Source organism: Actinokineospora guangxiensis, assembly GCF_042657845.1.
Lineage (GTDB): Bacteria > Actinomycetota > Actinomycetes > Mycobacteriales > Pseudonocardiaceae > Actinokineospora > Actinokineospora guangxiensis.
In genome coordinates this window covers 134,560-160,421 of sequence record NZ_JBHSKF010000012.1, presented here as the reverse complement: position 1 = coordinate 160,421, position 25,862 = coordinate 134,560, and the positions used below count along the sequence as shown (strand labels likewise).

General features: G+C 72.5%; 25 protein-coding genes. 15 read left to right on the top strand and 10 right to left on the bottom strand.

Annotation, left to right across the window (positions count from 1 at the left end):
- Positions 1-160: 160 nt before the first annotated feature.
- Positions 161-937 carry a hypothetical protein gene (locus tag ACFPM7_RS22130; RefSeq protein ID WP_378249610.1) on the top strand — a complete coding sequence of 259 codons (777 nt, stop codon included), beginning with the start codon at positions 161-163 and terminating at the stop codon, positions 935-937.
- Between the two features lie 24 nt (positions 938-961).
- On the opposite strand, the gene ACFPM7_RS22125 is transcribed toward ACFPM7_RS22130, so the two are convergent.
- From ACFPM7_RS22125 to ACFPM7_RS22105, 5 genes are all read right to left on the bottom strand, one after another.
- Complete coding sequence (locus ACFPM7_RS22125; RefSeq protein ID WP_378249608.1) at positions 962-1,888, bottom strand: SCO2521 family protein; 927 nt, start codon at positions 1,886-1,888, stop codon at positions 962-964.
- Positions 1,882-2,880 carry an SCO2522 family protein gene (locus ACFPM7_RS22120; RefSeq protein WP_378249607.1) on the bottom strand — a complete coding sequence of 333 codons (999 nt, stop codon included), beginning with the start codon at positions 2,878-2,880 and terminating at the stop codon, positions 1,882-1,884. The genes ACFPM7_RS22125 and ACFPM7_RS22120 overlap by 7 nt, the downstream gene beginning before the upstream one ends.
- The gene (locus tag ACFPM7_RS22115) at positions 2,877-3,785 is read right to left on the bottom strand and encodes an SCO2523 family variant P-loop protein (protein WP_378249606.1); all 909 of its coding nucleotides are present in this window, start codon (positions 3,783-3,785) and stop codon (positions 2,877-2,879) included. Before ACFPM7_RS22115 ends, ACFPM7_RS22120 begins: the two co-directional genes overlap by 4 nt.
- Complete coding sequence (locus ACFPM7_RS22110) at positions 3,785-5,665, bottom strand: SCO2524 family protein (RefSeq protein WP_378249605.1); 1,881 nt, start codon at positions 5,663-5,665, stop codon at positions 3,785-3,787. Before ACFPM7_RS22110 ends, ACFPM7_RS22115 begins: the two co-directional genes overlap by 1 nt.
- Before the next feature lie 94 nt (positions 5,666-5,759).
- Positions 5,760-6,572, bottom strand: a complete 813-nt coding sequence (locus ACFPM7_RS22105) for an SCO2525 family SAM-dependent methyltransferase (protein ID WP_378249604.1) — start codon at positions 6,570-6,572, stop codon at positions 5,760-5,762.
- Between the two features lie 194 nt (positions 6,573-6,766).
- Between ACFPM7_RS22105 and ACFPM7_RS22100 the strand changes: the two genes are divergently transcribed.
- The gene (locus ACFPM7_RS22100; protein ID WP_378249603.1) at positions 6,767-7,759 is read left to right on the top strand and encodes a DNA topoisomerase IB; all 993 of its coding nucleotides are present in this window, start codon (positions 6,767-6,769) and stop codon (positions 7,757-7,759) included.
- 7 nt (positions 7,760-7,766) lie between these two features.
- On the opposite strand, the gene ACFPM7_RS22095 is transcribed toward ACFPM7_RS22100, so the two are convergent.
- Positions 7,767-9,206, bottom strand: a complete 1,440-nt coding sequence (locus ACFPM7_RS22095) for an amino acid permease (RefSeq protein WP_378249687.1) — start codon at positions 9,204-9,206, stop codon at positions 7,767-7,769.
- 87 nt (positions 9,207-9,293) lie between these two features.
- Entirely contained in the window at positions 9,294-9,926 is a 633-nt protein-coding gene (locus ACFPM7_RS22090) for a TetR/AcrR family transcriptional regulator (RefSeq protein ID WP_378249602.1), read from the bottom strand.
- A 54-nt stretch (positions 9,927-9,980) separates the two neighbouring features.
- Between ACFPM7_RS22090 and ACFPM7_RS22085 the strand changes: the two genes are divergently transcribed.
- The 4 genes from ACFPM7_RS22085 to ACFPM7_RS22070 are packed head-to-tail and all read left to right on the top strand — an operon-like array spanning position 9,981 to position 14,215.
- Positions 9,981-10,814 carry an oxygenase MpaB family protein gene (locus ACFPM7_RS22085; protein ID WP_378249601.1) on the top strand — a complete coding sequence of 278 codons (834 nt, stop codon included), beginning with the start codon at positions 9,981-9,983 and terminating at the stop codon, positions 10,812-10,814.
- Between the two features lie 29 nt (positions 10,815-10,843).
- Positions 10,844-12,337, top strand: a complete 1,494-nt coding sequence (locus ACFPM7_RS22080; protein WP_378249600.1) for an FAD-dependent oxidoreductase — start codon at positions 10,844-10,846, stop codon at positions 12,335-12,337.
- A 23-nt stretch (positions 12,338-12,360) separates the two neighbouring features.
- Positions 12,361-13,248 (top strand): SDR family oxidoreductase, encoded by an 888-nt coding sequence (locus ACFPM7_RS22075; protein WP_378249599.1) that lies wholly within the window; start codon positions 12,361-12,363, stop codon positions 13,246-13,248.
- Between the two features lie 13 nt (positions 13,249-13,261).
- On the top strand, positions 13,262-14,215 hold the full coding sequence (locus ACFPM7_RS22070; protein WP_378249598.1) for a PfkB family carbohydrate kinase: 954 nt from the start codon (positions 13,262-13,264) through the stop codon (positions 14,213-14,215).
- Positions 14,216-14,338: 123 nt separating this feature from the next.
- On the opposite strand, the gene ACFPM7_RS22065 is transcribed toward ACFPM7_RS22070, so the two are convergent.
- The 3 genes from ACFPM7_RS22065 to ACFPM7_RS22055 are packed head-to-tail and all read right to left on the bottom strand — an operon-like array spanning position 14,339 to position 17,615.
- Positions 14,339-14,851 (bottom strand): DUF742 domain-containing protein, encoded by a 513-nt coding sequence (locus ACFPM7_RS22065; RefSeq protein WP_378249597.1) that lies wholly within the window; start codon positions 14,849-14,851, stop codon positions 14,339-14,341.
- Positions 14,852-14,859: 8 nt separating this feature from the next.
- The gene (locus ACFPM7_RS22060; RefSeq protein WP_378249596.1) at positions 14,860-15,297 is read right to left on the bottom strand and encodes a roadblock/LC7 domain-containing protein; all 438 of its coding nucleotides are present in this window, start codon (positions 15,295-15,297) and stop codon (positions 14,860-14,862) included.
- Positions 15,294-17,615 (bottom strand): sensor histidine kinase, encoded by a 2,322-nt coding sequence (locus ACFPM7_RS22055; protein WP_378249595.1) that lies wholly within the window; start codon positions 17,613-17,615, stop codon positions 15,294-15,296. Before ACFPM7_RS22055 ends, ACFPM7_RS22060 begins: the two co-directional genes overlap by 4 nt.
- Positions 17,616-17,850: 235 nt before the next feature.
- Between ACFPM7_RS22055 and ACFPM7_RS22050 the strand changes: the two genes are divergently transcribed.
- The 9 genes from ACFPM7_RS22050 (at position 17,851) to ACFPM7_RS22010 (ending at position 25,830) form a co-directional block, all read left to right on the top strand.
- Positions 17,851-18,240 (top strand): DUF485 domain-containing protein, encoded by a 390-nt coding sequence (locus ACFPM7_RS22050; RefSeq protein WP_378249594.1) that lies wholly within the window; start codon positions 17,851-17,853, stop codon positions 18,238-18,240.
- A complete protein-coding gene (locus tag ACFPM7_RS22045; protein WP_378249593.1) occupies positions 18,237-19,814 on the top strand; it encodes a solute symporter family protein in 1,578 nt (525 codons plus the stop codon). The genes ACFPM7_RS22050 and ACFPM7_RS22045 overlap by 4 nt, the downstream gene beginning before the upstream one ends.
- Positions 19,815-19,901: 87 nt before the next feature.
- Positions 19,902-20,528 (top strand): TetR/AcrR family transcriptional regulator, encoded by a 627-nt coding sequence (locus tag ACFPM7_RS22040; protein ID WP_378249592.1) that lies wholly within the window; start codon positions 19,902-19,904, stop codon positions 20,526-20,528.
- A 92-nt stretch (positions 20,529-20,620) separates the two neighbouring features.
- On the top strand, positions 20,621-21,190 hold the full coding sequence (locus ACFPM7_RS22035) for a helix-turn-helix domain-containing protein (protein WP_378249591.1): 570 nt from the start codon (positions 20,621-20,623) through the stop codon (positions 21,188-21,190).
- A gap of 66 nt (positions 21,191-21,256) precedes the next feature.
- Positions 21,257-22,399 (top strand): NAD(P)/FAD-dependent oxidoreductase, encoded by a 1,143-nt coding sequence (locus tag ACFPM7_RS22030; RefSeq protein WP_378249590.1) that lies wholly within the window; start codon positions 21,257-21,259, stop codon positions 22,397-22,399.
- Positions 22,396-22,653, top strand: a complete 258-nt coding sequence (locus ACFPM7_RS22025; RefSeq protein ID WP_378249589.1) for a (2Fe-2S)-binding protein — start codon at positions 22,396-22,398, stop codon at positions 22,651-22,653. Before ACFPM7_RS22030 ends, ACFPM7_RS22025 begins: the two co-directional genes overlap by 4 nt.
- Positions 22,650-23,936 carry an FAD-dependent oxidoreductase gene (locus tag ACFPM7_RS22020; protein ID WP_378249588.1) on the top strand — a complete coding sequence of 429 codons (1,287 nt, stop codon included), beginning with the start codon at positions 22,650-22,652 and terminating at the stop codon, positions 23,934-23,936. The genes ACFPM7_RS22025 and ACFPM7_RS22020 overlap by 4 nt, the downstream gene beginning before the upstream one ends.
- Positions 23,933-24,832 (top strand): dihydrodipicolinate synthase family protein, encoded by a 900-nt coding sequence (locus ACFPM7_RS22015; RefSeq protein WP_378249587.1) that lies wholly within the window; start codon positions 23,933-23,935, stop codon positions 24,830-24,832. The genes ACFPM7_RS22020 and ACFPM7_RS22015 overlap by 4 nt, the downstream gene beginning before the upstream one ends.
- Before the next feature lie 2 nt (positions 24,833-24,834).
- Positions 24,835-25,830 carry a proline racemase family protein gene (locus ACFPM7_RS22010; protein WP_378249586.1) on the top strand — a complete coding sequence of 332 codons (996 nt, stop codon included), beginning with the start codon at positions 24,835-24,837 and terminating at the stop codon, positions 25,828-25,830.
- Positions 25,831-25,862: the final 32 nt, after the last annotated feature.

The window sequence follows — 25,862 nt, the reverse complement described above, 5'->3', positions numbered from 1 at the left end:
TGCGCCCTTCGGGTGGGAGATCGCCCGATCGGCTCAGTGAGCGGGCCCGTGGTGCGGGCAGAATGTATTGGGGGGCACGAAAAGCACTGGAGCATCAGGGGGTCGCATGACCGTGGTCGTGGTGCCGGACAGTAGTCGTGCCAAACGGTTGTGCACGATCGTGGAACAGCGTGCCGGGCGCTATGCCGACGAAGTTGAGAAAGCCCTCTCCGAAGGCGCGCTCCGCGACCGGGAACGGGAACTGCTGGACGTATTCGAGCAGCACACGACCAGCATCCTCGACCGCGCGGCGACCAACCGCTGGCCGAAGTCGCACGAGCTGGTGTTCCAGGAGCTCTACGAGCGCAAGAACGACGACCCCCTCGCCAGCGAGCGCCGCCGCGTGCTGCTGGTCGCCCTGATGGCCGCCGAGGTCGAGTTCCACGGCCCGCTCAAGCTCACCCAGGCCCAGAACAAGGACCTCGCCGACGTCCTGGAGGAGCTGGGCGAGGCCTGCCTGGCCGAGAAGCTGTACCTGCACGCCGCCGAGGCCTTCGACCGCGCCGCCGAGCTGCACCTCATGACCAGCGAGAACCTGGCCCGCGACCAGAGCCTCTACCGGCGCAACGCGGCGCTGCAGAAGATCCAGAAGGCGGGTGTGCGCAAGGCGCTGCTGTGGGTGTCCTGGGTGACCTGCGGCTACGGCTACAAGCCCTACCGGCTCCTGGTGTGGGTCGCCGTCCAGCTCGTCGCCTTCGGTGTCGGCGTGATCATCGCGACCGGGGGCGAGGCCCCGCTCGCCAGCCTGCACACGGTGCTGACCAACTTCCTCAACCCGGCGGGCGGCGACGCCCCGATCCCGGGCGCGGCCAAGGCGCTGCTGCTGGCCGAGAGCTACCTGGGCGCGCTGTCGCTCAACATCTTCTTCGCGCTGCTGGTCCGCCGCTGGTTCCGCTGAGCCGGGTTCCGATGCGGGGCGTGCTCAGGCTCGGGCGTCCTGCCAGGCCGTCAGCGTCCGCATCGCCACCTGGTCGCGCACCCACGCCACCTGCTGGCCCCACGACCACGTGAACCCCGGCGTCGTCTCCAGCTGCTGCCACAGCTCGCGCAGCGCGGGCGGCACGTGCGCGCCCGGCATCCACATCCGCACCAGCAGCGAGAGCGCCGCGCCGAGGACCTCCATCGGGTCGGCGCCGCGGGCGATGTCGCGCTCGGCCTGCTCCACGATGCGCCCGAGCGTCGTGTACAGCCAGTCGTGCACGGCCAGGTCCTCGCAGAAGCGGGCCGCCTCGTCCACCAGCGCGCTCGGCAGCACGAGCCGCACGGTCCGGTTCGTCTCGTCCTCGATGCGCAGGTGGACCGACGGCGGCGCGTCGTCGTCGGTCACCGCCGTCCAGCGCAGGGTCGTCGGGCGCGTGCGCAGCTTGGTGACGTGGTCGAGCTGCGGCCTGCCCTGTACGAGGGTGAGCGTGCGCTGGCAGATCGCGCCGAGGTCGAGGGACTCCGGGCGAGCGACGGGCATCAGGAAACCGGCGACGGCCTGCTCCGGCGACAGCTTGCCCAGCACCTCCACCGTCCCGCGGTGGCGGGCGTAGTGCGCCCACGGCTTGCGCTCGGTGTGCGCCGTCCACTCCAGCCTGGCCCGCGAGGACGCCTGCGCGACCAGCCCGCCGACGACGACGGCCCGGCTGGCCACGGTGCCGATGCCGCGGGCGCGGGTGCGCGGCTCGCTGGCCACGACGCAGTCCACGCCCACCAGCGAGTCCGCCGACAGCGTCCGGTTGATCGGCCGCTCGGTCGCCGCCACCTGGCGGCCGGGGCGCAGCGACAGCAGGTCGACCACCGCCTTGGCGGGCAGCGGCAGCGAGTTGTGCAGCAGGCTGGTCCGCACCTCGCCCAGGATCACCACCGCCGCACCGACCCGCCCGCCTCGAAGAACACGTGCGAGATCCGCTCGGTGACCTGGGCGGGCAGCCCGACGCGCTCGGCCGCGGCGCGGCGCGCGGTCTGCGCGACGACGGCCTCGTCCAGGTCGAGGTGGCTGAGGATGACGTCCACGGCGTGCTCGATCTGCAGGTACGCCTTCGGCAGGATCGAGATCGTCCGGTACGCGGCGAAGGGCTGCGGCTGGTCGGTCAGCCGGATGACGGCGGGCAGGTCGCGCCAGCGCGTCGGCCACTTCTCCGTCCACGGCGTCGGTTCGGCGACCGGCTCGCCGCGGTGGCGCAGCGCGCCGAGGCGGATCAGCTGCCACACCGCGGCCAGGAACGGGCACGACCACTTGCGCAGCTCGGTGCGCACGCCGTCGACCACGGCCACCTCGTCGCTCCACATCTCCACGTCGGTGAAGATGGTGTGGTTGCGCTTGCCGAACTCCTCCGGCGGCCGCCACGCGGTGCCCGGCATCATCGCCTGCACGGGGGGAGCGGGGGTGCGCTGGCCGTTGCACAGCCAGCCGGACTCCTGCGCGGGCGGGCGGGCGCCGGTGGTGCCCGCGGGCGGCTCGGGCAGCAGCATGCTGGCGGTGATCTCCGCCAGCGGCACGCCCTCGGCCTCGTGGCAGCCCGCCTCCCTGGCCAGGTAGTCGATCTCGACGCGGCACTCCTCGGCGATCTGGAGCAGCCGGGGCAGGATCACCGAGGGGTCGGTGTCGGGGCGGAAGTAGTCGTCGATGAGGAAGCACGTGCTGATCCGCGGCTTGATGCCGTCGCGGTCGTCGTGCAGCGCCGCCCGCTCGGCCCTGAGCCTGCGGGCCACCTCGCGGAACTGCGCGCGGATGCGCTCCTCGCCGTTGAGCAGGTCCTCCATGTAGAAGTGGCCGACCTCGATGGACACGTGCGAGAGCGCCAGCTGCCGCGGCTCGGGGCTGCTGCCCGCCTCGGTGTAGACCGGCGCGTTCACATCCCCTCCCACACGTCGTCGTCGGTCAGCCGGACCGCCAGCTCGTGGAAGCCCCTGACCGTCTCCGGGTTGGCGATCTTGGTGGACACGTCCGCGTCCGAGATCAGCCGCTCCCGGTACTGCAGGACCGGCTCGACCGGAGTCGACCCCAATACTCGGCTCTGCCCCAGCTTCTTCGCAACGGCGAGTCTGCGCAGCTCCTCGTCGCATTGCAGCAGCCACGCGGCCTGGGCGGGAGTCTGGCCGGGATTGTTCTCCTTGAGGTTGGGCACCGCGACACGGACGAACCGGATGTCGTCGCGCAGGGCGTCGGGGTGGTGGCCGAGCTTGGCGCCGATGTCGAGGATGCCGCGCTCGCCGTGCACCAGGCCGTTGGCCGCCACGATGTGCTGGCGGGTCCAGCGGTGGAACACCAGCCAGCGGGTGGTCGCCGAGCGCAGCGCCGAGGTCGCGGTGGCCGCCAGCGCCATGGCCAGCGCCGTCGAGCGGCCCGCGCTGAGGTCCACGATGCACACGGCGAACTCGCGGTCGAGCGTGGTGAGCAGCTCGGCACAGCGCTGCACCACGGTGTCGGACATGCCGAACTCGGCGCCGCCCTGCTCGCCTGCGAACAGCGAGAGCCTGCCCGGCCGCACGTTCGCGCCGCGCAGGTCGGTGCGGCTGGTCGAGTGCCAGACGTCGAGCTGGCGCGGGTCGGTGGCGCCGTCGGTGAAGTAGGAGTGCAGCCCGTCGCGCTCGACGCCGCGCTCGGCCCTGGCGATCTCGAAGATGGCGCCGGAGGTGGGCGAGCCGAAGTCGAAGTCCAGGTACGCGACATCCTCACCCTGGGCGAGGTGGTAGGCGATGTTGCAGCTCGTGACCGAGCGCCCGGTGCCGCCCTTGTCGGACGCGGCGAAAACCAGCACTACACACCCCTCGACGCGTTGTCCCTGGCGACCACCAGTTCGTCAAGACCGCGCAGCGCCTCCAGGGCCAGGGCGTTGGCGGTGCCGGGGCGCTCGGTGATGACGTCGGCGGCCCGGTTGAGCTTGGTCTCGATCTCGGTGAGCCGGACGCTGCGCGCCGAGGCGTCGTCGGTCGCGGTCTCCAGCAGCAGCTTGTTGAGCAGGTGCTCGGCCTCGTGCAGGACCTCCTCGGCCCGCGAGCGCATGGCGGCGTGGCGCACCGGCTCGCCCTCGAAGGTCCTGGTCGCGGTGACCAGCGCCTCCACGACACGCTCGGTGAGGTGCCAGGACGGCTCGTCCTGCCCGGCGACCGGCAGGTCGAGCCGCATCGCCTCCCGCGGGTTGTCCCACAGCCCGGCGGCGGCGCCGTTCTCGATGCGCCTGCCCACCAGGTGCCGCATGGTCGACTTGGCGAGGGCGAGCAGCCGGTCGCGCGCCCCGCGGTTGCCGGAGAGGGCCGCGGCCTGCAGGCAGCGCTTCATCAGCAGCGGGGCGAAGTCGCGGGCGTGCCAGTACAGCTGCGGGCCGATCTCCGTCTCGCCCCGCTTGTCCGAGCCGCCGAGGCGCATCCGCACGCCGGGGACGTGCAGCGCGACCGACGGGTCGTCCACCACCACGCGGCGGGTGATGCGGCCGCGCTGGGCCAGGGACTCCAGGACGTCGACGGCGCGGTCGAGGTCGTCGTCGTTGGCCTCGCGGGTCTCCATGTCCTGGATGAGGACGGCGGACACCAGCAGCGTGTAGTAGTCGGACTCGTCGCCGTCGGAGGTGCGCCAGGGAATGTCCTCCAGCGGCCAAGTGTCGCCGAAGCGCGCGATCGACGACCAGTACCGCTGGGTCAGGTCGAACCGGATGCGCAGCGCCTCGGCCAGGCGGCGCTGCTCGTCGTCCAGCAGGTTCAGCTCCAGGGTGCGCTGCGAGCGCAAGTCGTTGATGCCGTCGAGGGCGATGACCGTGGAGTAGAGGTACGGCCGCGGGTCGGCGACGCCCTCGGCGGTGCAGATCGAGGGCTCCTCCTCGAAGGCGCACTGCCCGAGGTCGAGCTTGACCGGGGGAGCGGTGGTGACGATTCCCCAGCCCCAGCCGATCTCGAAGAGCCTGCTCTCCTCCTCAAGGTCGCCGTCGGTGCTCACACCGATGCGCACGCCCTCGACCAGCCGCGCGCGCACGCGCTGGAGCCGCTCGCGCAGCCGGGCGATGACGACCTGGTCGGGCTCGTTGTCCTGGTTGACCATCGCCAGCATCGCCGCGCGCACCGGCTCGTCGTCGCGGCCCGTGCCGACGGTGTTGACCACGAACGAGCGCAGCAGGCCGACGAGGGCGGCGGTCAGGCGCCTGCTCAGCGCGCCTTCGAGGTCGGCGATCCTGGCCACCAGCGCCGCGCGCCGCGTCGGCGGCTTGTACTCCCTGAGGAAGCCGAGCGCGGCCAGGCAGAGCGTCACCGAGATGGAGTAGGACTCGACCAGCCCGAGGGAGAGCTGCTGCTCGGTCGGCTCGCCCTCCTCGGTGCTGAGGTAGCCGCGCCCGCCGAAGTGCGGCTCGCCGTGGACGGTGTTGCGGGAGACGTAGTCCTCGATGACCTCGATGAGGCGGTAGGGGATCGTGCTCGGGTCGCCGAAGCGGTAGAGCGCGTCGGCGACGTCGTCCTTGATCATGTCCGGGTTGTCGAGGAGCAGCGCGGGCACCTCGGTCGCCGGGTACAGCAGGCAGAAGAGCTGTTCGGCGTCGCTGACGGAGTTCGACTCGTCGCGCCCGCGCCACGTCCAGTTCCCGTCGCGGTAGGAGGACCGGATCACCGACCGCCAGATGTCCAGGATCTGCCGTCTCGGCTGAATTCTCATGGCAGCCATCCCGGGGCGAGAGGAAGGGGCGCTGAATGAATCCGATTCGCGGTCCCCCGACCGCGAAGTGCTGGCGGGGCGAACCGTAGCACGATCACGACGACCACCCCGTCACGACGTCGGCACCGGAACGGGGGACCGCCGACCCGGTGGCCCGTCCGCACGCGACAATCATGCCGCTGTAGCCGACACGGAGTCTATTGACGCCCGCTGGAATTCTGCTGACGGCGACATCGCGGGCCGAACCGGCCAGGCAGGCGTCGACGTCACCGGCCCCGATCGCGACCGCGGGGAATCGCACGCCCCCGACCTCGTAGCCCACCGAGTTCTCCATGAATGCGATGGCGAACGGCGCGCCGGGCCGCAGCGCGCCGAGGAACCGGCGCACCGCTTCGGTGAATTCATGGCGGTCGTCGGTAATGGATTCGGCGACGAAGAACATGGTGCCCATGTCCCACGGCTCGGACCGGGCGTCCAGCTCGAAGACGCTGCCCTCGGTGACCGCCGTCCGCTCGGTGAGCACCCGCCTCGGGTGGCCGTCGAGCCCGGCGTACGGGGCGCGCTCGCGCAGCAGGGCCCAGAAGTCGCGCCACACCGGTCCCCACGACGGCCACGCCCCGGCATGCTGCTCGGTGAGCCACTCCAGGTTCGACTTGGCGTGCTCGTAGAGGGTGATGGACCGGCAGAACGGCAGCATCGCCAGCGCCGGGTAGAGGTTGGAGCCGGTGCCGACATCGATGCCGCGCGCGGTCCGCGGGCGCACCCCGGCGCCGTGGAAGAAGTCCCTGACCAGCTCCAGCACGACCCGGTCGTCGGCGCGGACCTCGGCGTAGTTCCTCAGCAGGTAGTCGCGCGGGTCGAACTCCGGCCACGGTGCGCCTGCGTTGCCATGCCCCTCACCCGTCACCGCGTCCCCTCGTCCCCTTCGCGATCACCTGGGACCATCATCGCCCGCGCGCGCGGCGGCTGGCGATCACCGAGATGGCGCAATGGGTTTCCAGATCACCAGTTCGTGCCGCGTCCGTTCTCCGTTCCCGAGTCCGGTTCGGCCCGTTTCGGTGGCAGGCTTGGCCGCCGGGAAATGGGGGTACCTCCGGCCTCGTGCGGCGCAGCAACCCGGCGGGGCCCGGTATCAGCAGACGGCGGCACGGCGGCGGGTGGCGGTTCCGCAACCCCGACGGCACGCCGGTGGCCAAGGCCGACGCCGAGCGCGTGCGGGGACTGGCGATCCCGCCTGCCTGGCGGGACGTGTGGATCTGCCCGCACGCGGGCGGCCACATCCAGGCGGTCGGCACCGACGACGCCGGGCGGCGGCAGTACCTCTACCACGAGCAGTGGCGGCAGCGCCGGGACCGGGCCAAGCACAAGCGGGTCACCGAGCTGGCCGGGCTGCTGCCGGACTTCCGCGCCGCCGTCCACGCCGACCTCGGCCGCTCCGGCCTCGGTTGTCAGCGGGTGCTCGGCGGCGCGCTGCGGATGCTCGACCGCGGGGTGTTCCGCACCGGCGGCGAGGAGTACGTGGAGGCCAACGGCAGCCACGGCGTCGCGACGCTGCTGCGCGACCACGTCGTCGTGCGGCGCGGGCTGATCTGCTTCGACTACCCGGCCAAGAGCGGCCTGCGCCGCGAGGTGTGCCTGGACGACCCGGAGCTGGCCGCCCTGGTGCGCTCGCTGAAGCGGGCCAGGTCGGGCACCGACCGCCTGCTGGCCTACCGCGACGGCCGCACCTGGCACGAGATCCGCTCGGGGGAGCTCAACGAGCGGTTCAAGGAGCTGACCGCCGCGGAGTTCACGGTGAAGGACCTGCGGACCTGGCACGCCACCGTGGTCGCGGCGATCGCCTTCGCCAAGGCGGACGCGCCCGCATCCGAGCGGGCCCGCAAGCGGGTGGAGGCCGCGGTGATGGACACCGTCGCCGAGGACCTCGGGAACACCAGGGCGATCGCGCGCAGGTCCTATGTGGATGCCCGCGTGGTGGACGCGTTCGCCGAGGGGGAGACGATCGCGCCCGCGCTCAAGCGCGTGGGCGACGACCTCGCCGACGAGCGCACGCGCGGTGTCGTGGAGAAAGCGGTGCTGAAGCTGCTGGCCTAGCCCGTTTTCAGCCCTCCAGCTCGCGCTCGATGGCCGCCAGCTCCTCCGGGGTGCCCTCCACCTTGGGGCCGGTGAACCAGTGCCGGGCCGACACCAGCCACCAGATGCCCGCGAAGCCGAGCACCACCAGCACCGCGATCGGCGTGTAGTTGAAGGTCTCGGCGGTCACCGGGCTCACCTGCGGCAGCATGAACAGCACGGTGATGAACCCGACCCAGATCACCGCGGCGATGCCGATCGGCCTGCTCCAGCGGCCCAGCGACCACGGGCCCGCCTCGAACGCCGAGCCTTGGCGCAGCCGCAGGAAGGTCGGCAGCACATACGCGATGTAGAGGCCGATGACGGCGATCGAGGTGACCGCCGCGTAGGCCGTCTCGTTCCACAGGTAGGGCAGCCCGAGCAGGAAGGCGCCCGCCGCGGCCAGCCACACGGCGTTCGTGGGTGTCTTGGTGCGCTTGTTGATGCGGTGCCAGAAGGCCGAGGCGGGCAGTGCGCCGTCGCGGGAGAAGGCGTAGATCATGCGGGAGTTGGCGGTCACCGACGCCATGCCGCAGAACAGCTGCGCGCCGATCGCGATGAGCAGCAGCAGCTTGCCGCCGGTGGTGCCCAGGGCGTCGATGAAGATCTGCGCGGGCGGGACACCGGTCTCGCTGTTCAGCGCGCCGTCGTAGTCCTGGATGGCGAAGGTGATGCCGACGAGCAGTATCCAGCCCGCGATGATCGACACCACGATGGACATGACGATGCCGCGCGGTCCGGAACGGGCCGCGCCCTGGGTCTCCTCGGTCATGTGGGCCGAGGCGTCGTAGCCGGTGAGGGTGTACTGCGCCAGCAGGAGCCCGAGCAGGCCGACGTAGAACGTCGAGGTCCAGCCGGTGTTGTTGACGAACTCGCCGAAGACGAAGCCGGGGGACTGGTGCTCGGCGGGCGCGATGGCCAGCACCACCACGATGATCGCCACGCCGAACAGGTGCCACCACACACTGACCTGGTTGAACACGGCGACCAGCCGCACCCCGAAGGTGTTCAGCAGCCCGTGCACCGCGAGCACGATGCCGAAGATGAGGATGGTGTTGCCCGGGGTGGCGGCGAAGCCGAACTGCAGGTCGAGGAAGGCGTTGATGAACGACGCCGCGCCGAAGTCGATGCCCGCGGTGACCGCGACCTGGCCGAGCACGTTGAACCAGCCGGTGAACCACGACCAGGCCGCCCCGTTGCGCCGGGCCAGTTTGGCGGCCCAGTAGTAGAGGCCGCCCGCCGTCGGGTAGCTGGAGCACACCTCGGCCATCGCCAGGCCGACCATCAGCGTCATCAGCCCGACCAGCGGCCAGCCCCAGACGATCATCGCGGGGCCGCCGGTGTTCATGCCGAACCCGTAGAGGGTCAGGCAGCCGGAGAGCACCGAGATGATGGTGAAGGAGACCGCGAAGTTGGAGAACCCGGACATCGTCCGGGACAGTTCCTGCTTGTACCCGAGTTCGTGCAGCCGCCGTTCGTCGTCGCTCAACCGGGGCCTCCCGTGCGCGCAGGTGATCTATTTGTCCGCCGTCGGGGTCCGGCTGTCAAGCGCAACGCCGATCAAGGGGCATATGACCGTTTCGGCGTACTCGCGGAACTGTGCGTCGGTCGTCAGCTCCGGCGGGCCCGACGGGGTGAGCACGAGGGAGTGGACCAGTCGCACGACCGTGGCGGCGGCGGCCTCGACGGGCGGGGAGTCGGGCAGGCCGAGCGCCGTCCGCAGTTCGGTGATGGCGCCGACGACGTAGGCGGTGGCGATCTCCAGCGCGGACTCGGCGTCCACGGTCAGCCACAGCAGGGTCTCGTCGCGGTCGACGGCGAGCAGCTGACGCAGCAGCGGGTTCTCGCGCAGCGCGGTGACGGTGGCGCCGAAGCCGCTCAGCTGCCGCTCCAGCGGGTCGGCGATCGGGGCCAGCCGCGCCTCGATCTCGGCGAGCACCTTGCGCACCTCGTGCGCCATCGCGGCCCGCACGATCTGCTCCTTGGTGCCCATCCTGCGGTAGAGGGTCGTGCGGTTGACCCCGCAGCGCCGGGCGATGTCGTCGGCGCTGGTCCTGCGGATGCCGACGAGCGCGAACTGGGCGACGGCCGCCTCCAGGATGCGCACGTCCGCCAGGTCGGTGGGCGGCGCGGGCAGCGGGGTGAGCACCGGGCCAGCGTAGCGGGTTGCAACAGAACAACGCGATGTGTTGCACTGTTCCGCATGCGTTCCGCTCCGCTCGGCCCCGGCTCGCTGACCTGGCACCACTTCGGCGACAGCCGCGGCCTGCTGTTCCTCGGCCGCATCGGCACCCTGCAGAACATGCACCCGGCCGTGGGCGCGGCGCTGCGCGAGCATTCCGACTTCTTCGACAACCCGCTCGACCGGCTCTTCCGGTCCATGCCGCCGATCCTCGGCGTCGTCTACGACCCGCCCGGCAGCGACACCGGTGCGCGGGTGCGCGGCTACCACACCGGCCTGAAGGGCCACGACTCCCGGGGCAGGCGCTACCACGCGCTCAACCCCGATGTGTTCTGGTGGACCCACGCCACGTTCGTGGAGGGGATCATGGCCGTCAACGAGTTCTTCGGGACGCCGCTGACCGCCGAGGAGAAGGACCGGCTCGTCGCCGAGGGCGTCACCTGGTGGCGGCGCTACGGCCTCACCGACCGGCCCGCCATCGACAACTACCCCGACTTCGCCGCCTACTGGCAGCGGATGCTCGCCGAGGAGCTGGAGTCCAACTCCACCACCGACTACGCCGTCACCATGGTCCAGGCCCGCATCCCGCCGCCGGGCTTCCTCCCCGCGCCGGTCTGGGCGCTCGTGCGCTACCCGGTCGTGCGGTTCATGACGTGGCTCTCGGCCGGGCTGATGCCCGAGCGCGCCCGCGAGATCCTCGGTCTCACGTGGACGGCGGGCGACCAGCGCCGCCTCGCCGCCGTCGCCGCGGTCGTGCGGTGGACGTGGCCGAAGCTGCCCAGGCGGCTGCGCTACCTCGACCGCGCCTACCGCAACATGCGTCGAGTCGATCACGGTCGCTGGTGGGCGGTTTAGGGGAGCGACCTGCGGGTATCTGTGGGGGTATGCAGACGACCACCGCGCTGCGCTCGCTCTGGCTGGACGGCATCGAGCCGACCCCGTACCCGACCAGCGCCGCGGACGACGGCGCGCTGTTCGACGTGGTCGTCGTAGGTGGCGGCATCACCGGCCTGACCACGGCCCTGCTGCTCAAGCGCGCCGGGCTGACCGTCGCCGTCGTGGAGGCCGACCTGGTCGGGCGCGGCGTCACCGGCAACAACACCGCCAAGGTCACCGCGTTGCAGTCGACCGTCTACTCCGAACTCGAAAGCGTCCACGGCACCGACGCCGCCGCGGGCTACGCGCGGGCGAGCGCCGCCGGGGTCGACCTGGTCGCCGAGCTGGCCGAAGGCATCGACTGCGCCGTCGAGCGCCGCCCCGCCCACACCGTCGCGCTGCGCCCGGACGATGTCCCCCGGATCGAGGCCGAACTCGACGCCGCGGTGCGCGCGGGCCTGCCCGCGGTGTCCGACGCCGCGCCGGACCTGCCGTTCCCCGTGCACGCGGCCGTGCGCCTGGACGAGCAGCTCCGGCTGCACCCGCTGCGCTACGCCATCGGGCTGGCCGCCATGGTCGAGGGCGGCGGCTGCCGGGTCTTCGAGCGCAGCCGGGTCCGCAAGGTCCGCGAGGGCGATCCCTCGACCGTCCACACCGAACACGGCGAGCTGCGCGGCGGCCACGTGGTCATCGCCACGCACTACCCCATCCTCGACCGCGGCCTGTTCTTCGCCCGGCTCGAACCTCTGCGCTCCTACTGCGTCGCCGCGACTCTGAAGGACGGCTCGCCGCCCTCCAGCATGGCCATCTCCACCGGCGGCGAGACCTGGTCCATCGTCTCGGCGGGCGACCGGCTCGTCGTCGGCGGGCAGGGCCACCAGGTCGGCGAGCGCGGCGACTCCGAAGCCCGCTACGCGGCCCTGGAGGAGTTCGCCCGCAGGCACTGGGACGTCGCCGGGTTCACCCACCGGTGGTCGGCGCAGGACCCGGTCCCCTACGACCGGCTCCCGATGATCGGGGCCTACCGGCCGGGCGCCGACCGCCTGCACGTGGCCACCGGCTTCGCCAAGTGGGGCCTGTCCACCGGCACCTTCGCCGCCACACTGCTCACCGACCGCGTCCTCGGCCGCGAGATCACCGACCTGTTCTCCCCGACCCGCCTCACCCCGCGCAAGGCCGCGACGCTGGCCAGGATGAACGCGAAGGTCGGCGTCGACATGGTCACCGACCACCTTGCCCCGACCGGCTCCTCCGACCTCGACGACCTCGCCCCTGGCACCGCCTGCGTCCGACGCGACGGCCTCGGCAAGACCGGCGTCTACCGCGACGCCGACGGCGCACTGCACGCCGTATCGATGAAGTGCACCCACCTGGGCTGCGTGGTGCGGTTCAACACCGCCGAGCACAGCTGGGACTGCCCGTGCCACGGCTCGCGCTTCGATGTCGACGGCGCGGTGCTCGAAGGACCGGCGGTGCGCCCGCTCGACAAGCGCACGCCATGACAGAACCACACAAGAGGGGCGAAATGGACCAGTTCACCTTCCAGGACCCGCGCTGGCAGTACCCGGGGCCGGAGAAGCAGACGCCCCAGCGGCAGAGCGCGCCCGGCAGCACCGAGGCCATGTCGCCCGAACCTGACCACGGTGAGAAGACCTACCGCGGCTCCGACCGCCTCTTCGGGCGCAGGGCGCTCATCACCGGCGCCGACTCCGGCATCGGACGCGCCGTCGCCGTCGCCTTCGCCAGGGAGGGCGCGGACGTCGTCATCTCCTACCTGGAGGAGGACGCCGACGCCGCCGTCACCGCCGAGCTGGTCGAGTCCGCTGGGCGCAGGGCCGTGCTCGCCCGCGGCGACGTGCGCGAGGAGTCGCACTGCGGCGAACTGGTCCGCAAGACCGTCGACGAGCTGGGCGGACTCGACATCCTGGTCAACAACGCCGCCTACCAGATGTCGGGCGCGGGCGTGGCCGGGCTGTCCACCGACCAGATGGACCGGGTGTTCAAGACCAACCTGTACGCGCTGTTCTGGCTGTGCCGGGCCGCGGTCCCGCACATGCCGGCCGGCTCGACCATCGTCAACAGCACCTCCATCCAGGCACGCGACCCCTCCCCGGAACTGATGGACTACGCCGCCACCAAGGCCGCGATCCTCAACGCCACGCAGAGCCTGTCCGGCGACCTCATCGAGCGCGGCATCCGGGTCAACGCGGTCGCCCCCGGCCCGGTGTGGACGCCGCTCATCCCGGCGACCATGCCCGAGGAGAAGGTCTCCGACTTCGGCAGGCAGACCCCGATGGGCCGAGCCGCCCAGCCCGCGGAACTGGCACCGGCCTACGTCTTCCTCGCGTCGCCGGAATCCAGTTACATCACAGGGGAGACCCTCGCGGTGACCGGGGGGAAGTTCCTGATCTGAGGAGCGGTGGGCCATGACGGCTACGGCACGACGACGCGCCCGCATCTGCCGCGACCGCTACCTCTCCGGGTTCGGCGGCGACCTCGACATCACCGTGGTCGGGCACATCGCCCGCGATGTGGTGCTCGGGATCGACGCCGTCCCGGGACCGCGCGGCAGCACCGAAGTCCGGGAGCGCCGCGAGCTGCTGGGCGGCAAGGGGGCGAACCAGGCCGTCGCCTGCGCCCAGCTGGGGGCCTCGGTCGCCCTGCTGGGTGTCGTCGGCGATGACGAGGTCGGCACCCGCCTGCTCGCCCAGGCGCGCGCCGACCGCGTCGACGTCGCCTGCGCGGTGCGCAGGCCCGGCGCGCGCACCGCGCTGATCGTCAACGTGGTGGAGGCGGGCGGCGACTGGCGCTACTTCGAGGACCTGGCCGGCGCCGACCTCACCGCCGCCGACATCGAGAACGCCAGGGGCACGCTGCTGGCGGCCACGTCGGTGCTCGTCCAGCTCCAGCAGCCCGCCGCCCGGGTCGCTGCCACCCTGGCCCACGCCGCGGGCAGGCGCGTGGTGCTCGACGGCGTCCCGCCCGCCGACGATCGCGCTGACCTGCTCGCCGCCGCCGACGTGCTGCGCGCCGACGCCCACGAGGGCGGCCTGATCACCGGGGTGGAGCTGACCACCGTCGAGGCCGCGACCGGTGCGGCCAGGGAACTCCTGCGGGAAGGCCCGTCCCTGGTCGCCCTGGGGGTGGACGGCGAAGGCGATGTCGTGGCCTGGTCCGACGGTGAGGTGTTCCTCCCGTTCTCCGGCGACCCGGTCGCCGACACGACCGGAGCGGGAGACGCCTTCACCGCCGCGTTCACCGTCACCCTCACCGTCACCCTCACCCGGGGCGGCTCCCCTGAGGAGGCAGCCCGCGCGGCGGCAGCGGCGGCGGGCTCGACGGTCCGCAGGCTCGGCGGGCGGCCCGCGCTGGGCCCGTGACCCCGGCGGGCGCGTGGCCCGGCCAAGGAACGAGGGGAACTCCGGCCGCAGGGACCGTGCGGCCGGAGAACCCTGTGCCATTGGGGGCCGCACCGCCGCTCCCGTCAAGGTCCGCCCCGTCGATCACAGCCTGCGGAGCCCGGCCAGCACCCGCTCCATGATCCCGATGTCCGGTGCGGCGCCGGAGCTGCGCACCACCAGCACGCCCCGGGTCGCCAGGTCGCCGACCAGCACCTTCGCCACCCCCAGCGGCAGGGACAGCAGCGCGGCCACCTCGGCGACCGAGCGCGCCGCCCGGCACAGCTCCACCACGGCGTGGTGCTCGGCGGGCAGGCGGGCCGTCGAGCAGCCCTCGGCGAGGGACACCAGGGTCTCCAGCTCCAGCCGGGCTTCCGAGCGCGTCCGGCCCGCCGTCCACGCGTAGGCGCGGACGATGTCGGCGGCCTCGGTCGGCTCGACCGCGGCCGACGGGGCGCGGTCGACAGTCGGCGGCGGGGCGGCGGGCTGCTTCTCCCGTCCCCTCCGACTGCCCTGTCTGCCCAGGGTGAGCCCGTTGAGCAGGTCGGCGAAGCCACTGCCTGCGGAGCCGCTGCCTGCGGAGCCACTGCCCGCGGAGCCACTGTCGTCGGTTCCCATGGCGGCCCTCACCCGGTGTGCGCGGCCTGTCGGGACCCGCGCAGCTGCGCCCGCAGCTCGGGGGTCAGCATCTGCCCGACCTGGTCCACGAGCACGTTCATCTCGTAGGCCACCTGCCCGACGTCGCAGCTGGGCGCGGCGAGCACCGCGAGGCACGAACCGTCGCGGATGGACATGAGCAGCAGGATGCCGCCGTCCATCTCCACGATCGTGCGCAGCACCCGGTCGCCGCCGAAGCAGCGGGACGCGCCTTCGGTGAGGCTGTTCATCCCGGCCGCGATGGCCGCGAGCTGGTCGGCTCTGTCTCTCGGCAGCCGTGCCGATGTGGTGAGCAGCAGTCCGTCGACCGAGATGACGATCGCGTGCGCCACCCCGGGGACGCGCTCGGTGAAGCCGCCGACCAGCCAGCCGAACTGGTCCACCTGCCGCGACGGGGATGTGCTCATGGCCGCTCATTCCGCTCGTTGGCCTCGGGCGCGCTCCGGCGCGCCCCGGACTGGTAGTTGGACAGGAAGCCGCGGACCCGCTCCGGGTCGCGCTTGCGCGCCGCGGCGGGCGTCCGCGCCGAGCCGAACCCGGGCGTGCGGGCCACCCGCTTGGGCAGCTCACCGCTGAACCAGGCCCCCGACGGCGCCATGGGCACCGGGCTGTCGGGTGCGGGGGAATCGGGTGCGGGGGAATCGGGTGCAGGGGAAAAGGGTGCGGAATTGCGGGCCGCGGGGGAGCGGGGTGCCGCCGGCGCGGGCACGGGGCGGGTGGTGAGGGTCGGGGCGGACATCGCGGTGGTTGGGCCGGGCTTCGGGACCGCTGGGGAAGCGGCGCTCGCGGTGGGCCGCTGGGGGGCCGCCTGCGCCCGGACCAGTTCGGCCGGGACGACGACCGCGGCGCGCAGTCCCCGTCCGTCGCCACCGTCGCGGCGCAGCCGCACCGCCAGCCCTTGCCTCCTGGCCAGCCGCGCCACCACGAACAGGCCCAACTGGCGCGACACCGGCAGCTCGCTCGGCGCGTCCTCGGCCAGCCGCCGGTTGACGGCGGCCAGCTCGGCGGACTCCATCCCGATGCCCGCGTCGACGATCTCGACCACCAGCCCGCCCCCGGTGCCCGTCCGCGCGCCGATCACGACCTGCGAGCCGGGCGGCGAGAACGCCGTCGCGTTGTCCAGCAGTTCGGCGACCAGGTGCACGACGTCGCCCGCCGCGTAGCCGACGACGTCGATCGGCGGGGCGGGCTGCACCACGACCCGCTGGTACTGCTCGATCTCCGAGACCGCGGCGCGCAGGACGTTCACCAGCGGCACCGGCCTGCCGAAGCGGCGCGAGACCTCGGTGCCGGAGAGCACCATCAGGTTCTCGTTGTTGCGCCGCATGCGGGTGGCGAGGTGGTCGAGCTTGAACAGGTTCGCCAGCTGGTCGGGGTCTTCCTCCTTGCGCTCCAGTTCTTCCATCAGCTTGAGCTGGCGTTCCACCAGGCTTTGGCTGCGCCGCGACAGGTTGACGAAGATGTTGCGCATGTCCGAGCGCAGCTCCGCCTGCTCGGTCGCCGAGACCACCGCCTGGCGGTGCACCTTGTCGAAGGCGCGGGCCAGCTGGCCCAGTTCGTCGGTGGTGTGCACGGGAACCGGGTCGATCGCGGTGTCGGGGTCGGCGTTGGCGCGGATGTCGGCGACCACGGCGGGCAGCCTGCGGTCGGCCACTTCCAGCGCGGAGCGGCGCAGCGCGCCCAGCGAGCGCAACAGCTGTCGTCCGATGACCCAACCGATCGCGCCCGCCACGACGACCATTCCCAGCAGCACCACCGCCGCCAGCCCGGCCCGGTCGCTGGTCTCGTCCTGGAGCCTGCCCGCGGTGGCGCGCAGGTCGGCGGCGAGCGAGCCGCCCGCGTCGGTCAGCACGCCGATGGTCGCCTCCGACGCGCGGTTCCACTCCGACGGGTCGGTGCGCACCGCTCCATCGCCGTTGAGCGCCGTCTGCACCAGCCGCTCGCGCACGGTCACGTCCACGGCGTCCAGCCGCGCCAGCAGGTCGCGGCGCTGCCCGGAGGTGGCGACCGCCTGGAAGTCGCTGAGCCGGTCGGTCAGGCGCAGGTGCGACTCCGACAGCGTCCGCAGTTCGGCGCCCAGCAGCTCGCCCCGGGAGATGCCGATCAGCAGGACGGCCTGCTGCAGCGCCACCTGCTCGCGGGCGACCTCGGTGTGGTGCAGCGCGATCGCCGTCCCCGACAGCAGCGGGTCGCCGAACTGGCTGACCAGGGCCTGGTCGAAGTCCAGCAGGGACTTGACCGCCACCGTGTAGGCGGTGATCGACCTCGGCCCGTCGCCGGGCTCGGCCCGCAGGCCCGGCAGCGGGTCGAGCTGGCGTATCGCCTCGAAGAACCGGGAGGCCGAGACGTCGCCGAGGCCGTCGGTCTCGGCGCGCAGCTCGCGCAGCCGCTGCGCGGCGGTCTGCGTGGTGCGGCCCTGCTCCTGGTAGACGCCCGCCTCCGGCACGCCCCTGGCGACCATGGTCCGCTCGGCCTGCAGGCTCGTGATGAGCGGGATCAGTCCGGCGCGCACCGCGACGAGATCCTGCAGGTGCGCGTAGGTCGCCGCCCGGCCCGCGTAGTTCTGGATCTGGAGCACACCCGCGCCGAGCGCGACGAGCACGGGGACGACGAGGACGGCGGCGAGCTTGACCGGGAGCCGCCAGTTGCGCCAGTCGAGCACCGGTGGCGCCGTCGCGGGCTTGCGGTGGCGCAGGCGAACGGGGTCGGCGGGCGTCACGTCCACCCCGTCCGCCCTCGCGCGGACAGGCCGGCGTCCGACAGTGCCACTATCCGCCGACCTCCTGTGGAGCCGCCCCCGAACCACTGGAACCGGCATCGTAAGACAGAGATCGTTCGTCTACAACGATCTCACCGAACCTCGGCGGCACGTTACTTCTTCACCGCGGTCCGGCGCAGCGGGTTGCTTGACTAGGCCGGCCGGATCGTTACTCTTTGCCTCCGCACGAGGGGAGTCTCCGGTGACGAGATCGGTGTTCGCGCGCTCGCGGCCGGGGTTCGCGAGCTTTGAATCCGAAGATGATTCGGGCTTCCTGGACGCGGACGGCGAGATCGACTATGTCGCGCTGCAGCGCAGCCCGGAGTTCCAGCGGCTGCGCCGCCGGGCGCTGCGCTTCGCGCTGCCCGCGACCGCGTTCTTCCTCGTCTGGTACCTGACGTACGTGATCCTGTCGGCCTACGCGCCCGGTTTCATGAGCACCCCCGTGCTCGGCGTCGTGAACATCGGCCTCGTGCTCGGGGTGCTCCAGTTCGTGTCCACTGTGGTCATCACCCTGCTCTACGGCAGGCACGCCCGCAAGCACGTCGACCCGGACGTCGACGCCGTCCGCGCACTGGTGCAACCGCGGTGACCGGCGCCAACCAGGCGCTGAACCTGGTCGTTTTCGCACTGTTCGTGCTGATCACGCTCTACATCGTCTACCGGGTCAGCAGCCGCAACGTGTCCCAGTCGGACTACTACACCGCGGGCAGCAGCTTCACCGGCGGGCAGAACGGCATCGCGCTGGCGGGCGACTTCCTGTCGGCGGCGTCGTTCTTGGGCATCTCCGGGGCCATCGCGGTCACCGGCTACGACGGGTTCCTGTACTCCATTGGCTGGGTCGTGGCCTGGCTGATGGGGCTCATGCTGATCGCCGAGCGGCTGCGCAACACCGGCCGCTACACCCTCGGCGACGTGCTCGCCTTCCGTATGCGCCAGCGCCCCGTGCGGGCCGCGGCGGCCAACGCCACGCTGGTGATCTCGCTGTTCTACATGATCGCCCAGATGGCCGGGGCCGGTGGGCTGATCGCGCTCCTGCTGGACGTGCACGGCGCGGGCGGACAGGCGCTGGTGATCGCCGTCGTCGGCGCGGTCATGCTCTTCTACGTGCTCGTCGGCGGGATGAAAGGCACCACCTGGGTGCAGATCATCAAGGCGGTGCTGCTCATCCTCTGCGTCACGATGATCACCGCGTTCCTGCTCGGCAAGTTCGGCTTCAACCTCTCGGCGATCCTGGAGCGCGCCGCCGAGCGCAGCCCGCTGGGCGATTCGGTGCTCAGCCCCGGCGCCAAGTACGGCGCGACCGACACCACCAAACTCGACTTCATCTCCCTGTCGCTGGCGCTCGTGCTCGGCACCGCGAGCCTGCCGCACGTGCTCATGCGCTTCTACACCGTGCCCAACGCCCGCGAGGCCCGCCGCTCGGTGACCTGGGCGATCTGGCTGATGGCCACCTTCTACCTGTGCACGCTGGTCATCGGCTTCGGCGCGATGGCGCTGGTCGGCCCCGAGGCGATCGCCGCCGCGCCCGGCGGGGAGAACTCCGCCGCGCCGCTGCTGGCCTTCCGGGTCGGCGGGACGGTGCTGCTGGGCATCGTCGCCGCCGTCGCCTTCGCCACGATCCTGGCCGTCGTCGCCGGCCTGACGATCACCGCGTCGGCCTCCTTCGCCCACGACGTCTACGCCAACGTGATCAAGCGCGGCGACGCCGACCCGCGCACCGAGGTCCGCGTCGCCAGGATGACCGCGGTGGTCATCGGCGTGCTCTCGATCATCGGCGGCATCGCGGCCAACGGCCAGAATGTCGCTTTCCTCGTCGCGCTCGCCTTCGCCATCGCGGCGTCGGCGAACCTGTCGACGATCATCTACTCGCTGTTCTGGAAGCGGTTCAACACCCGGGGAACCCTGTGGGCGATGTACGGCGGGCTGCTGTCCTGCCTCGTGCTGATCCTCTTCTCGCCCGCGGTGTCCGGTACCCCGACCTCGATCCTGGCCGGGGTCGACTTCCAGTGGTTCCCGCTGAGCAACCCCGGCCTGGTGTCGATCCCGCTGTCGTTCCTGTTCGGCTACCTGGGGACCGTGCTCGGCGGAGACCCGGCCGACCAGCGCAAGCAGGCGGAGATGGAGGTCCGCGCGCTGACCGGCCTCGGCTCCGGGCTCAAGTAACCCCGCCGCGGGCGGTGCTCGCGCTGACCGGACCCCCCGGTTCCGGCTACGGTGATCCCCGGGTACGCCATGACACGAGGGACCTGGATGACCGACTCCCCCCGCCGCTACTCCGGCCGCGACGCCGCCGAGCGCAGCGCCGACCGCCGCCAACGCCTCCTGGCGGCGGCCCTGGACCTCTACGGCACCGACGGCTACGCCACCACCCCCATCGACCGCCTCTGCGCCGCCGCGAAGGTCTCCACCCGCCACTTCTACCAGGAGTTCACCGGCAAGGAGGCCGTCCTGATCGCCCTGCACTCCGCGATCACCACCGAAGCCCTCACCGCCACCGCCACAGCGCTCGACGGCGCGCCCGCCGAACCGGTCAGCGAACGCCTGGTGGCCGCCATGCGCGCGTACCTGCGGACAGTCACATCAGACGTCCACCGGGTGCGGGTGAGTTTCGTGGAGGTGGTGGGCGCCAGCCCGGCCGTCGAGCGGATTCGGCTGGAGTACCGCGAGGCGATCGTCGCCGTCATCGAGCGCGAGGGCAGGGAGGCGGTGTCTCGGGGAGAGATCGCCGACCGCGACTTCCGGTTCGCGGGCCTGGCCCTCATCGGCGCCATCAACTCGGTGGTTTACGACTGGTACCTGACAGCGGGGTCGGAGAAGTCGACCGAGCAGCTGGAGGCTGCCGTGATCACCCTGGCGACAACGCTGCTGACCGGATGATGGCGCGCCGCGCGTAATCTCCGCCCATCGGACACACCGCAAGCAAGCCGCGGAACCGCAGGAACAGCCAGCCAGAACACCCGGGAGTCGCCGTGCCGCGAGGACAAGCAGGCCAGGTCCTGGCCACCAACCTCCGCGCCCTCCGCGAGCAAGCGGGCCTCTCCCTCTCCGAACTGGCCCGCCGCTCCGACATCGCCAAAGGCACGCTCTCCCAGCTGGAGACCGGCGCGGGCAATCCCACCATCGAAACCGTGTTCAGTCTGTCGAACGCTCTCGGCGTCCCCGTCTCCACCCTCCTCGCCGAACCCGCGCCCGATGTCGTCCTGGTCCGCTCCACCGACCTCGATGTCCTCAGCAGCAACGCCGTGGACCTGCGCATGCTCCGCAGGCTCGACCTGCCCGACACCGTCATCGAGGTCTACGACCAGCGGGTACGCCCAGGCGCGATCCAGCATTCCCCAGGCCATCCCGGCCGCGAGCACGTCACCGTCATCACCGGGACGCTCAGGGTCGGCCCCCCGAACGCCCCTTACGTCCTGGGCCCCGGCGACTACGTCAGCTTTCCCGCTCAGGCCCCGCACATCTACGAGGCGGTCGACGGTCCGGTCGCCTCGGTGCTCCTGCTCGAACACCGAACCCCTGTCTCGTGCGTCCAGGGTTGACCCCGCCTTACCTCAGATCTACGCTATCGTTCATTCTACTGAACGGTGAGGCGGTGAAGTCGGGCGATGGAGTCGGACGTAGCCGTGGTCGGCGCCGGCGTGATCGGCGCGGCGTGCGCCGAGGCGCTCAGCGCCGAGGGCCTGCGCGTGACCGTCGTGGACCGAGCCGACCCCGCCTGCGGGACGACGGCGGCAGGGGAGGGCAACGTCCTGCTCTCCGACAAGGAGCCCGGCCCCGAGCTGGACTTGGCCCGCGCCTCCCGGTCCCTCTGGCCCGAGCTTGTGGACCGCATTGGCGCTGACGTCGAGTGGGAGGACAAGGGCGGCATCGTCGTCGCCACGACCGACGACGGCGCGAGCGCTCTCCACGACTTCGCCGCCACCCAGCGGATGTCCGGTGTGGACGCGATCCCGCTGACCCCCGGGGAAGCCCGCGACCGCGAACCGCTCCTCACCCCCCGCGTCACCGCCGCCGTCCACTACCCCCAGGACGCCCAGCTCCAGCCGGTCCTGGCCGCGGTCGCCCTGCTCGACGCGGTCCGCTCCCGCGGCGGCAGCGTCCTCGCCGGGCACACCGCCACCGGCGTCACCACCCGCGCCGGGCGGATCACCGGCCTGCGCACCTCCCGCGGCGCCATCTCCGCCCCCGTCGTCGTCAACGCCTGCGGCCCCTGGTCCGCCGCCTTCGCCGAGGCCGCGGGCGCCCCCATCGCGATCCTGCCCCGCCGCGGCCTGATCCTGGTCACCGCCCCGCTGCCCGCCACCGTCCGCCACAAGGTCTACGACGCGGACTACGTCGGCGCGGTGGCCAGCGGGGACGCCGACCTGCAGACTTCGACCGTGGTGGAGTCCACCAGGGCGGGGACCGTCCTGATCGGGTCGAGCAGGCAGCGCGTCGGCTTCGACGAGGCCATCTCGGTGCCCGTGCTGCGCGAACTGGCCGCGAAGGCCGTCGCGCTCTTCCCCTTCCTGGCCAACGTCGCCGCCATGCGCGCCTATGGCGGCTTCCGCCCCTACGCCCCCGACCACCTCCCGGTCATCGGCGAGGACCCCCGCCTCCCCGGTCTCTGGCACGCCACCGGCCACGAGGGCGCGGGCATCGGTCTGGCCGCCGCCACGGGCAGGCTCGTCACCGACCTCCTCATGGGCCGCGAGAGCGCCGTCGACCCGACGCCGTTCCGCCCCGACCGGCCGGGGGTCGCCCGATGAGAGCCGAAGTGGACGGTCAGCCGGTGGCGGTCCGGGAAGGACAGACGGTCGCGGCCGTGCTGCTGGGAGCAGGCCGAGCGTCCTGGCGCACCACCAGGGTCGGCGGACGGCCGCGCGGTGTCTTCTGCGGCATCGGCGTCTGCCACGACTGCCTGGTCGTCGTCAACGGCATCCCGGACGTCCGCGCCTGCCAGCGCCTGGTGGCCGACGGCGACAGCATCCGCACCCAGGACGGCGCGGAGCTGCCGTCATGACCCGGGTCGTGGTCGTCGGCGCCGGGCCCGCCGGGCTGGCCGCCGCCCGCGCGGCCGCCGGAGCGGGCGCGGACGTGCTGCTGATCGACAGCGGGCCACGGCGCGGGGGCCAGTACCTCCGCCAGGACTCCCGCGGCCCCGAGGCCATCGCCCTCCCGGACGGCGTCGAGCACGCCGCCTCGACCGTCGTCTGGGCCGTCGAACCCGGCTCCGACGGCCACCGCCTGCACCTGCTCACCGGCCCCGCCGACGGACCCGGGCGGGTCCCCAGGACCGTCACCACCCCAGCCCTCGTCCTCGCCACCGGCGCCCACGACCTGGCCCTGCCCTTCCCGGGCTGGGACCTCCCCGGCGTCTACACCGCGGGAGCCGCGCAGGCCCTCGCCAAAGGCCAAGGCGTCGCGGTGGGGGAGCGGGTGATCGTCAGCGGGACGGGTCCGTTCCTGCTGCCCGTCGCCCGCGAGCTGCTGGGTGTCGGCTCCCGCGTGCTCGGCGTCCTGGACGCGAACCTGCCCGGCTGGGCGGCGCATCCGCTGGGCGCGCTGGCCGGGATCGGCAAGGCAGGCGAGCTGGCGGGCTACCTGCGCGTCCTCGCCCGGCACCGGGTGCCGTACCGGTTCCGCCGGGCCGTCGTCGCCGCGCACGGCCGAGACCGGGTCGAGGCCGTCACCGTCGCCGCGCTCGGCCGCGACTGGCGCGTCGTCCCCGGCTCCGAGCGGCGCGTCGGGGTCGACGCGGTGTGCGTCGGCCACGGGTTCGTCCCCCAGCTGGAGCTGGCGCGCGCGTCCGGGTGCGCCACCCGCGGCGGCTTCGTCGTCGTGGACTCAGCGCAGCGCACCTCCGTGCCCGGCGTGCACGCGGCGGGCGAGCTGACCGGCATCGGCGGCGCCGACCTGGCCGCGGCCGAGGGCGAGGTCGCCGGGCTCGCCGCCGCGGGCGCGCCCGACCCGCCGCACGCGGCCCTGCGCCGGGTCCGCCGCCTGCGCCGCTTCGCGGCGGCGCTCGCCGCCGCCCACCCCGTCGGCGAGGCCTGGCCGTCCTGGCTCGCCGAGGACACCCTCGTCTGCCGGTGCGAGGAAGTGCCGCTGCGGGCGGTCCGCGCCGCCGCCACCGGGGCCAGGGCGCTGCGCCTGACCAGCCGCGCGGGCCTGGGCCTGTGCCAGGGCCGGGTGTGCGGCCCGGCCGTCGCCCGGCTCACCGGCCTGCCCCCCGACGCCTTCGCCCGGCGGCCGATCGCCGTCCCCGTCCGACTCGCCGAACTCGCCCACGAGGAGCCCGAATGACCGAACGGCTGGATGGCGTCATCGTCGCCACCGCGCTGCCCTTCGCCGAAGACGCGTCCGCGCCCGCGGGCCTGCGCGTCGACTACGACCGCTTCGCCGAGCACTGCCGCTGGGTGGTCGACGGCGGCTGCCGCGGCGTCGGCCCGAACGGCTCCCTCGGCGAGTACTCCGCCCTGACCGACGAGGAGCGCCGCGCCGTGGCGCGCACCGCCGTCGAGGCGGTCGGCCAGGACGGGATCGTCGTGGTCGGCGTGCACGGCCCCGGCTGGCACCAGGCCCGCAGGTGGGCCGAGCTGGCCGCCGAGGACGGCGCGCACGGCGTGCTCTGCCTGCCGCCGACGATGTACCGCGCCAACACCGGCGAGGTCGTGCGGCACTTCACCGAGGTCGCGTCGGTCGGGCTGCCGGTGATGGTCTACAACAACCCCATCGACACCAAGGTCGACCTCACCCCGGACCTGCTCGCCGAGCTGGCCCAGATCGACAACGTCGTCGCCGTCAAGGAGTTCTCCGGCGACGTGCGGCGGGTGCTGGAGATCCGCGAGAAGGCCCCGGACCTCACCGTCGTCGCAGGCGCCGACGACGTGGTCCTGGAATCGCTGCTCATGGGCGCCACCGGCTGGTTCGCGGGCTATCCCAACGTCTTCCCCGCCGAGTCCGCCCGCCTGTTCGCCCTGGCGCTCGACGGCAAGCTGGAGGAGGCCCGCGCGCTCTACGAGCCGATGGTCGCGGCGTTCCGCTGGGACTCGCGCACCGAGTTCGTGCAGGCCATCAAGCGCAGCATGGACATCGTCGGCCGCTACGGCGGCCCGTGCCGCCCGCCGCGGGGCCCGCTGTCGGAGTCGCAGCTCGCCCAGCTTGAGGCCGAGATGCACCGCGCGGTCGAGGCGCGCTAGCCGTGCGCGCCTCCCGGTACTTCGCCGCCGTCGACTCCCACACCGAGGGCATGCCCACCCGGGTCATCACCGGCGGGGTCGGCGTCCTCCCCGGCGACACGATGGCCCAGCGGCGGCTGCACTTCATGGAGCACCTGGACCACATCCGCCACCTGCTGATGAACGAGCCGCGCGGCCACGCCGCGATGAGCGGCGCGATCCTGCAGCCGCCCACCAGGCCGGACGCGGACTGGGGCGTGCTGTACATCGAGGTCTCCGGCTGCCTGCCGATGTGCGGGCACGGCACGATCGGCGTGGCGACGGTGCTGGTGGAGACCGGCATGGTGACCGTCACCGAGCCCACGACGACCGTCCGGCTCGACACGCCCGCCGGGCTGGTGATCGCCGAGGTGGCCGTGTCCGGCGGGCGCGCCACCTCGGTGACCATCCGCAACGTCGCGTCCTTCGCCCACCGACTCGACGCCGCCGTCGACGTCCCCGGCATCGGCTCGGTCGGCTACGACATGGCTTTCGGCGGCAACTTCTACGCCATCCTCGGCGTCGCCGACCTCGGCCTGACCTTCGCCGACAAGGACCGCATGCTGGGTGCGGGCCTGGCCATCATGGCCGCGATCAACGAGCAGGACCGCCCCCAGCACCCCACCGACCCGGCCATCTCCGGCTGTCACCACGTGCAGCTGGTGGGGGAGGGTGCGGCAGGCAGCCACTCCCGGAACGCCATGGTCATCCACCCCGGCTGGTTCGACCGCTCACCCTGCGGCACCGGCACGGCCGCCCGCATGGCCCAGCTGCACGCGCGCGGTCAGCTCGCGCTGAACACCGACTTCGTCAACGAGTCGCTGCTGGGCACCCGCTTCACCGGGCGGCTGGTCGAGGAGACCACGGTCGGCGCTCTCGCGGCCGTCGTGCCGACCATCAGCGGCCGGGCGTGGGTCACCGGGATGGGCCAGTACCTGCTCGATCCCGAAGATCCTTTCCCCACCGGGTTCAAGCTGTGAGCGCAGTGGTACACCTCTGCTGAGAGAGACCC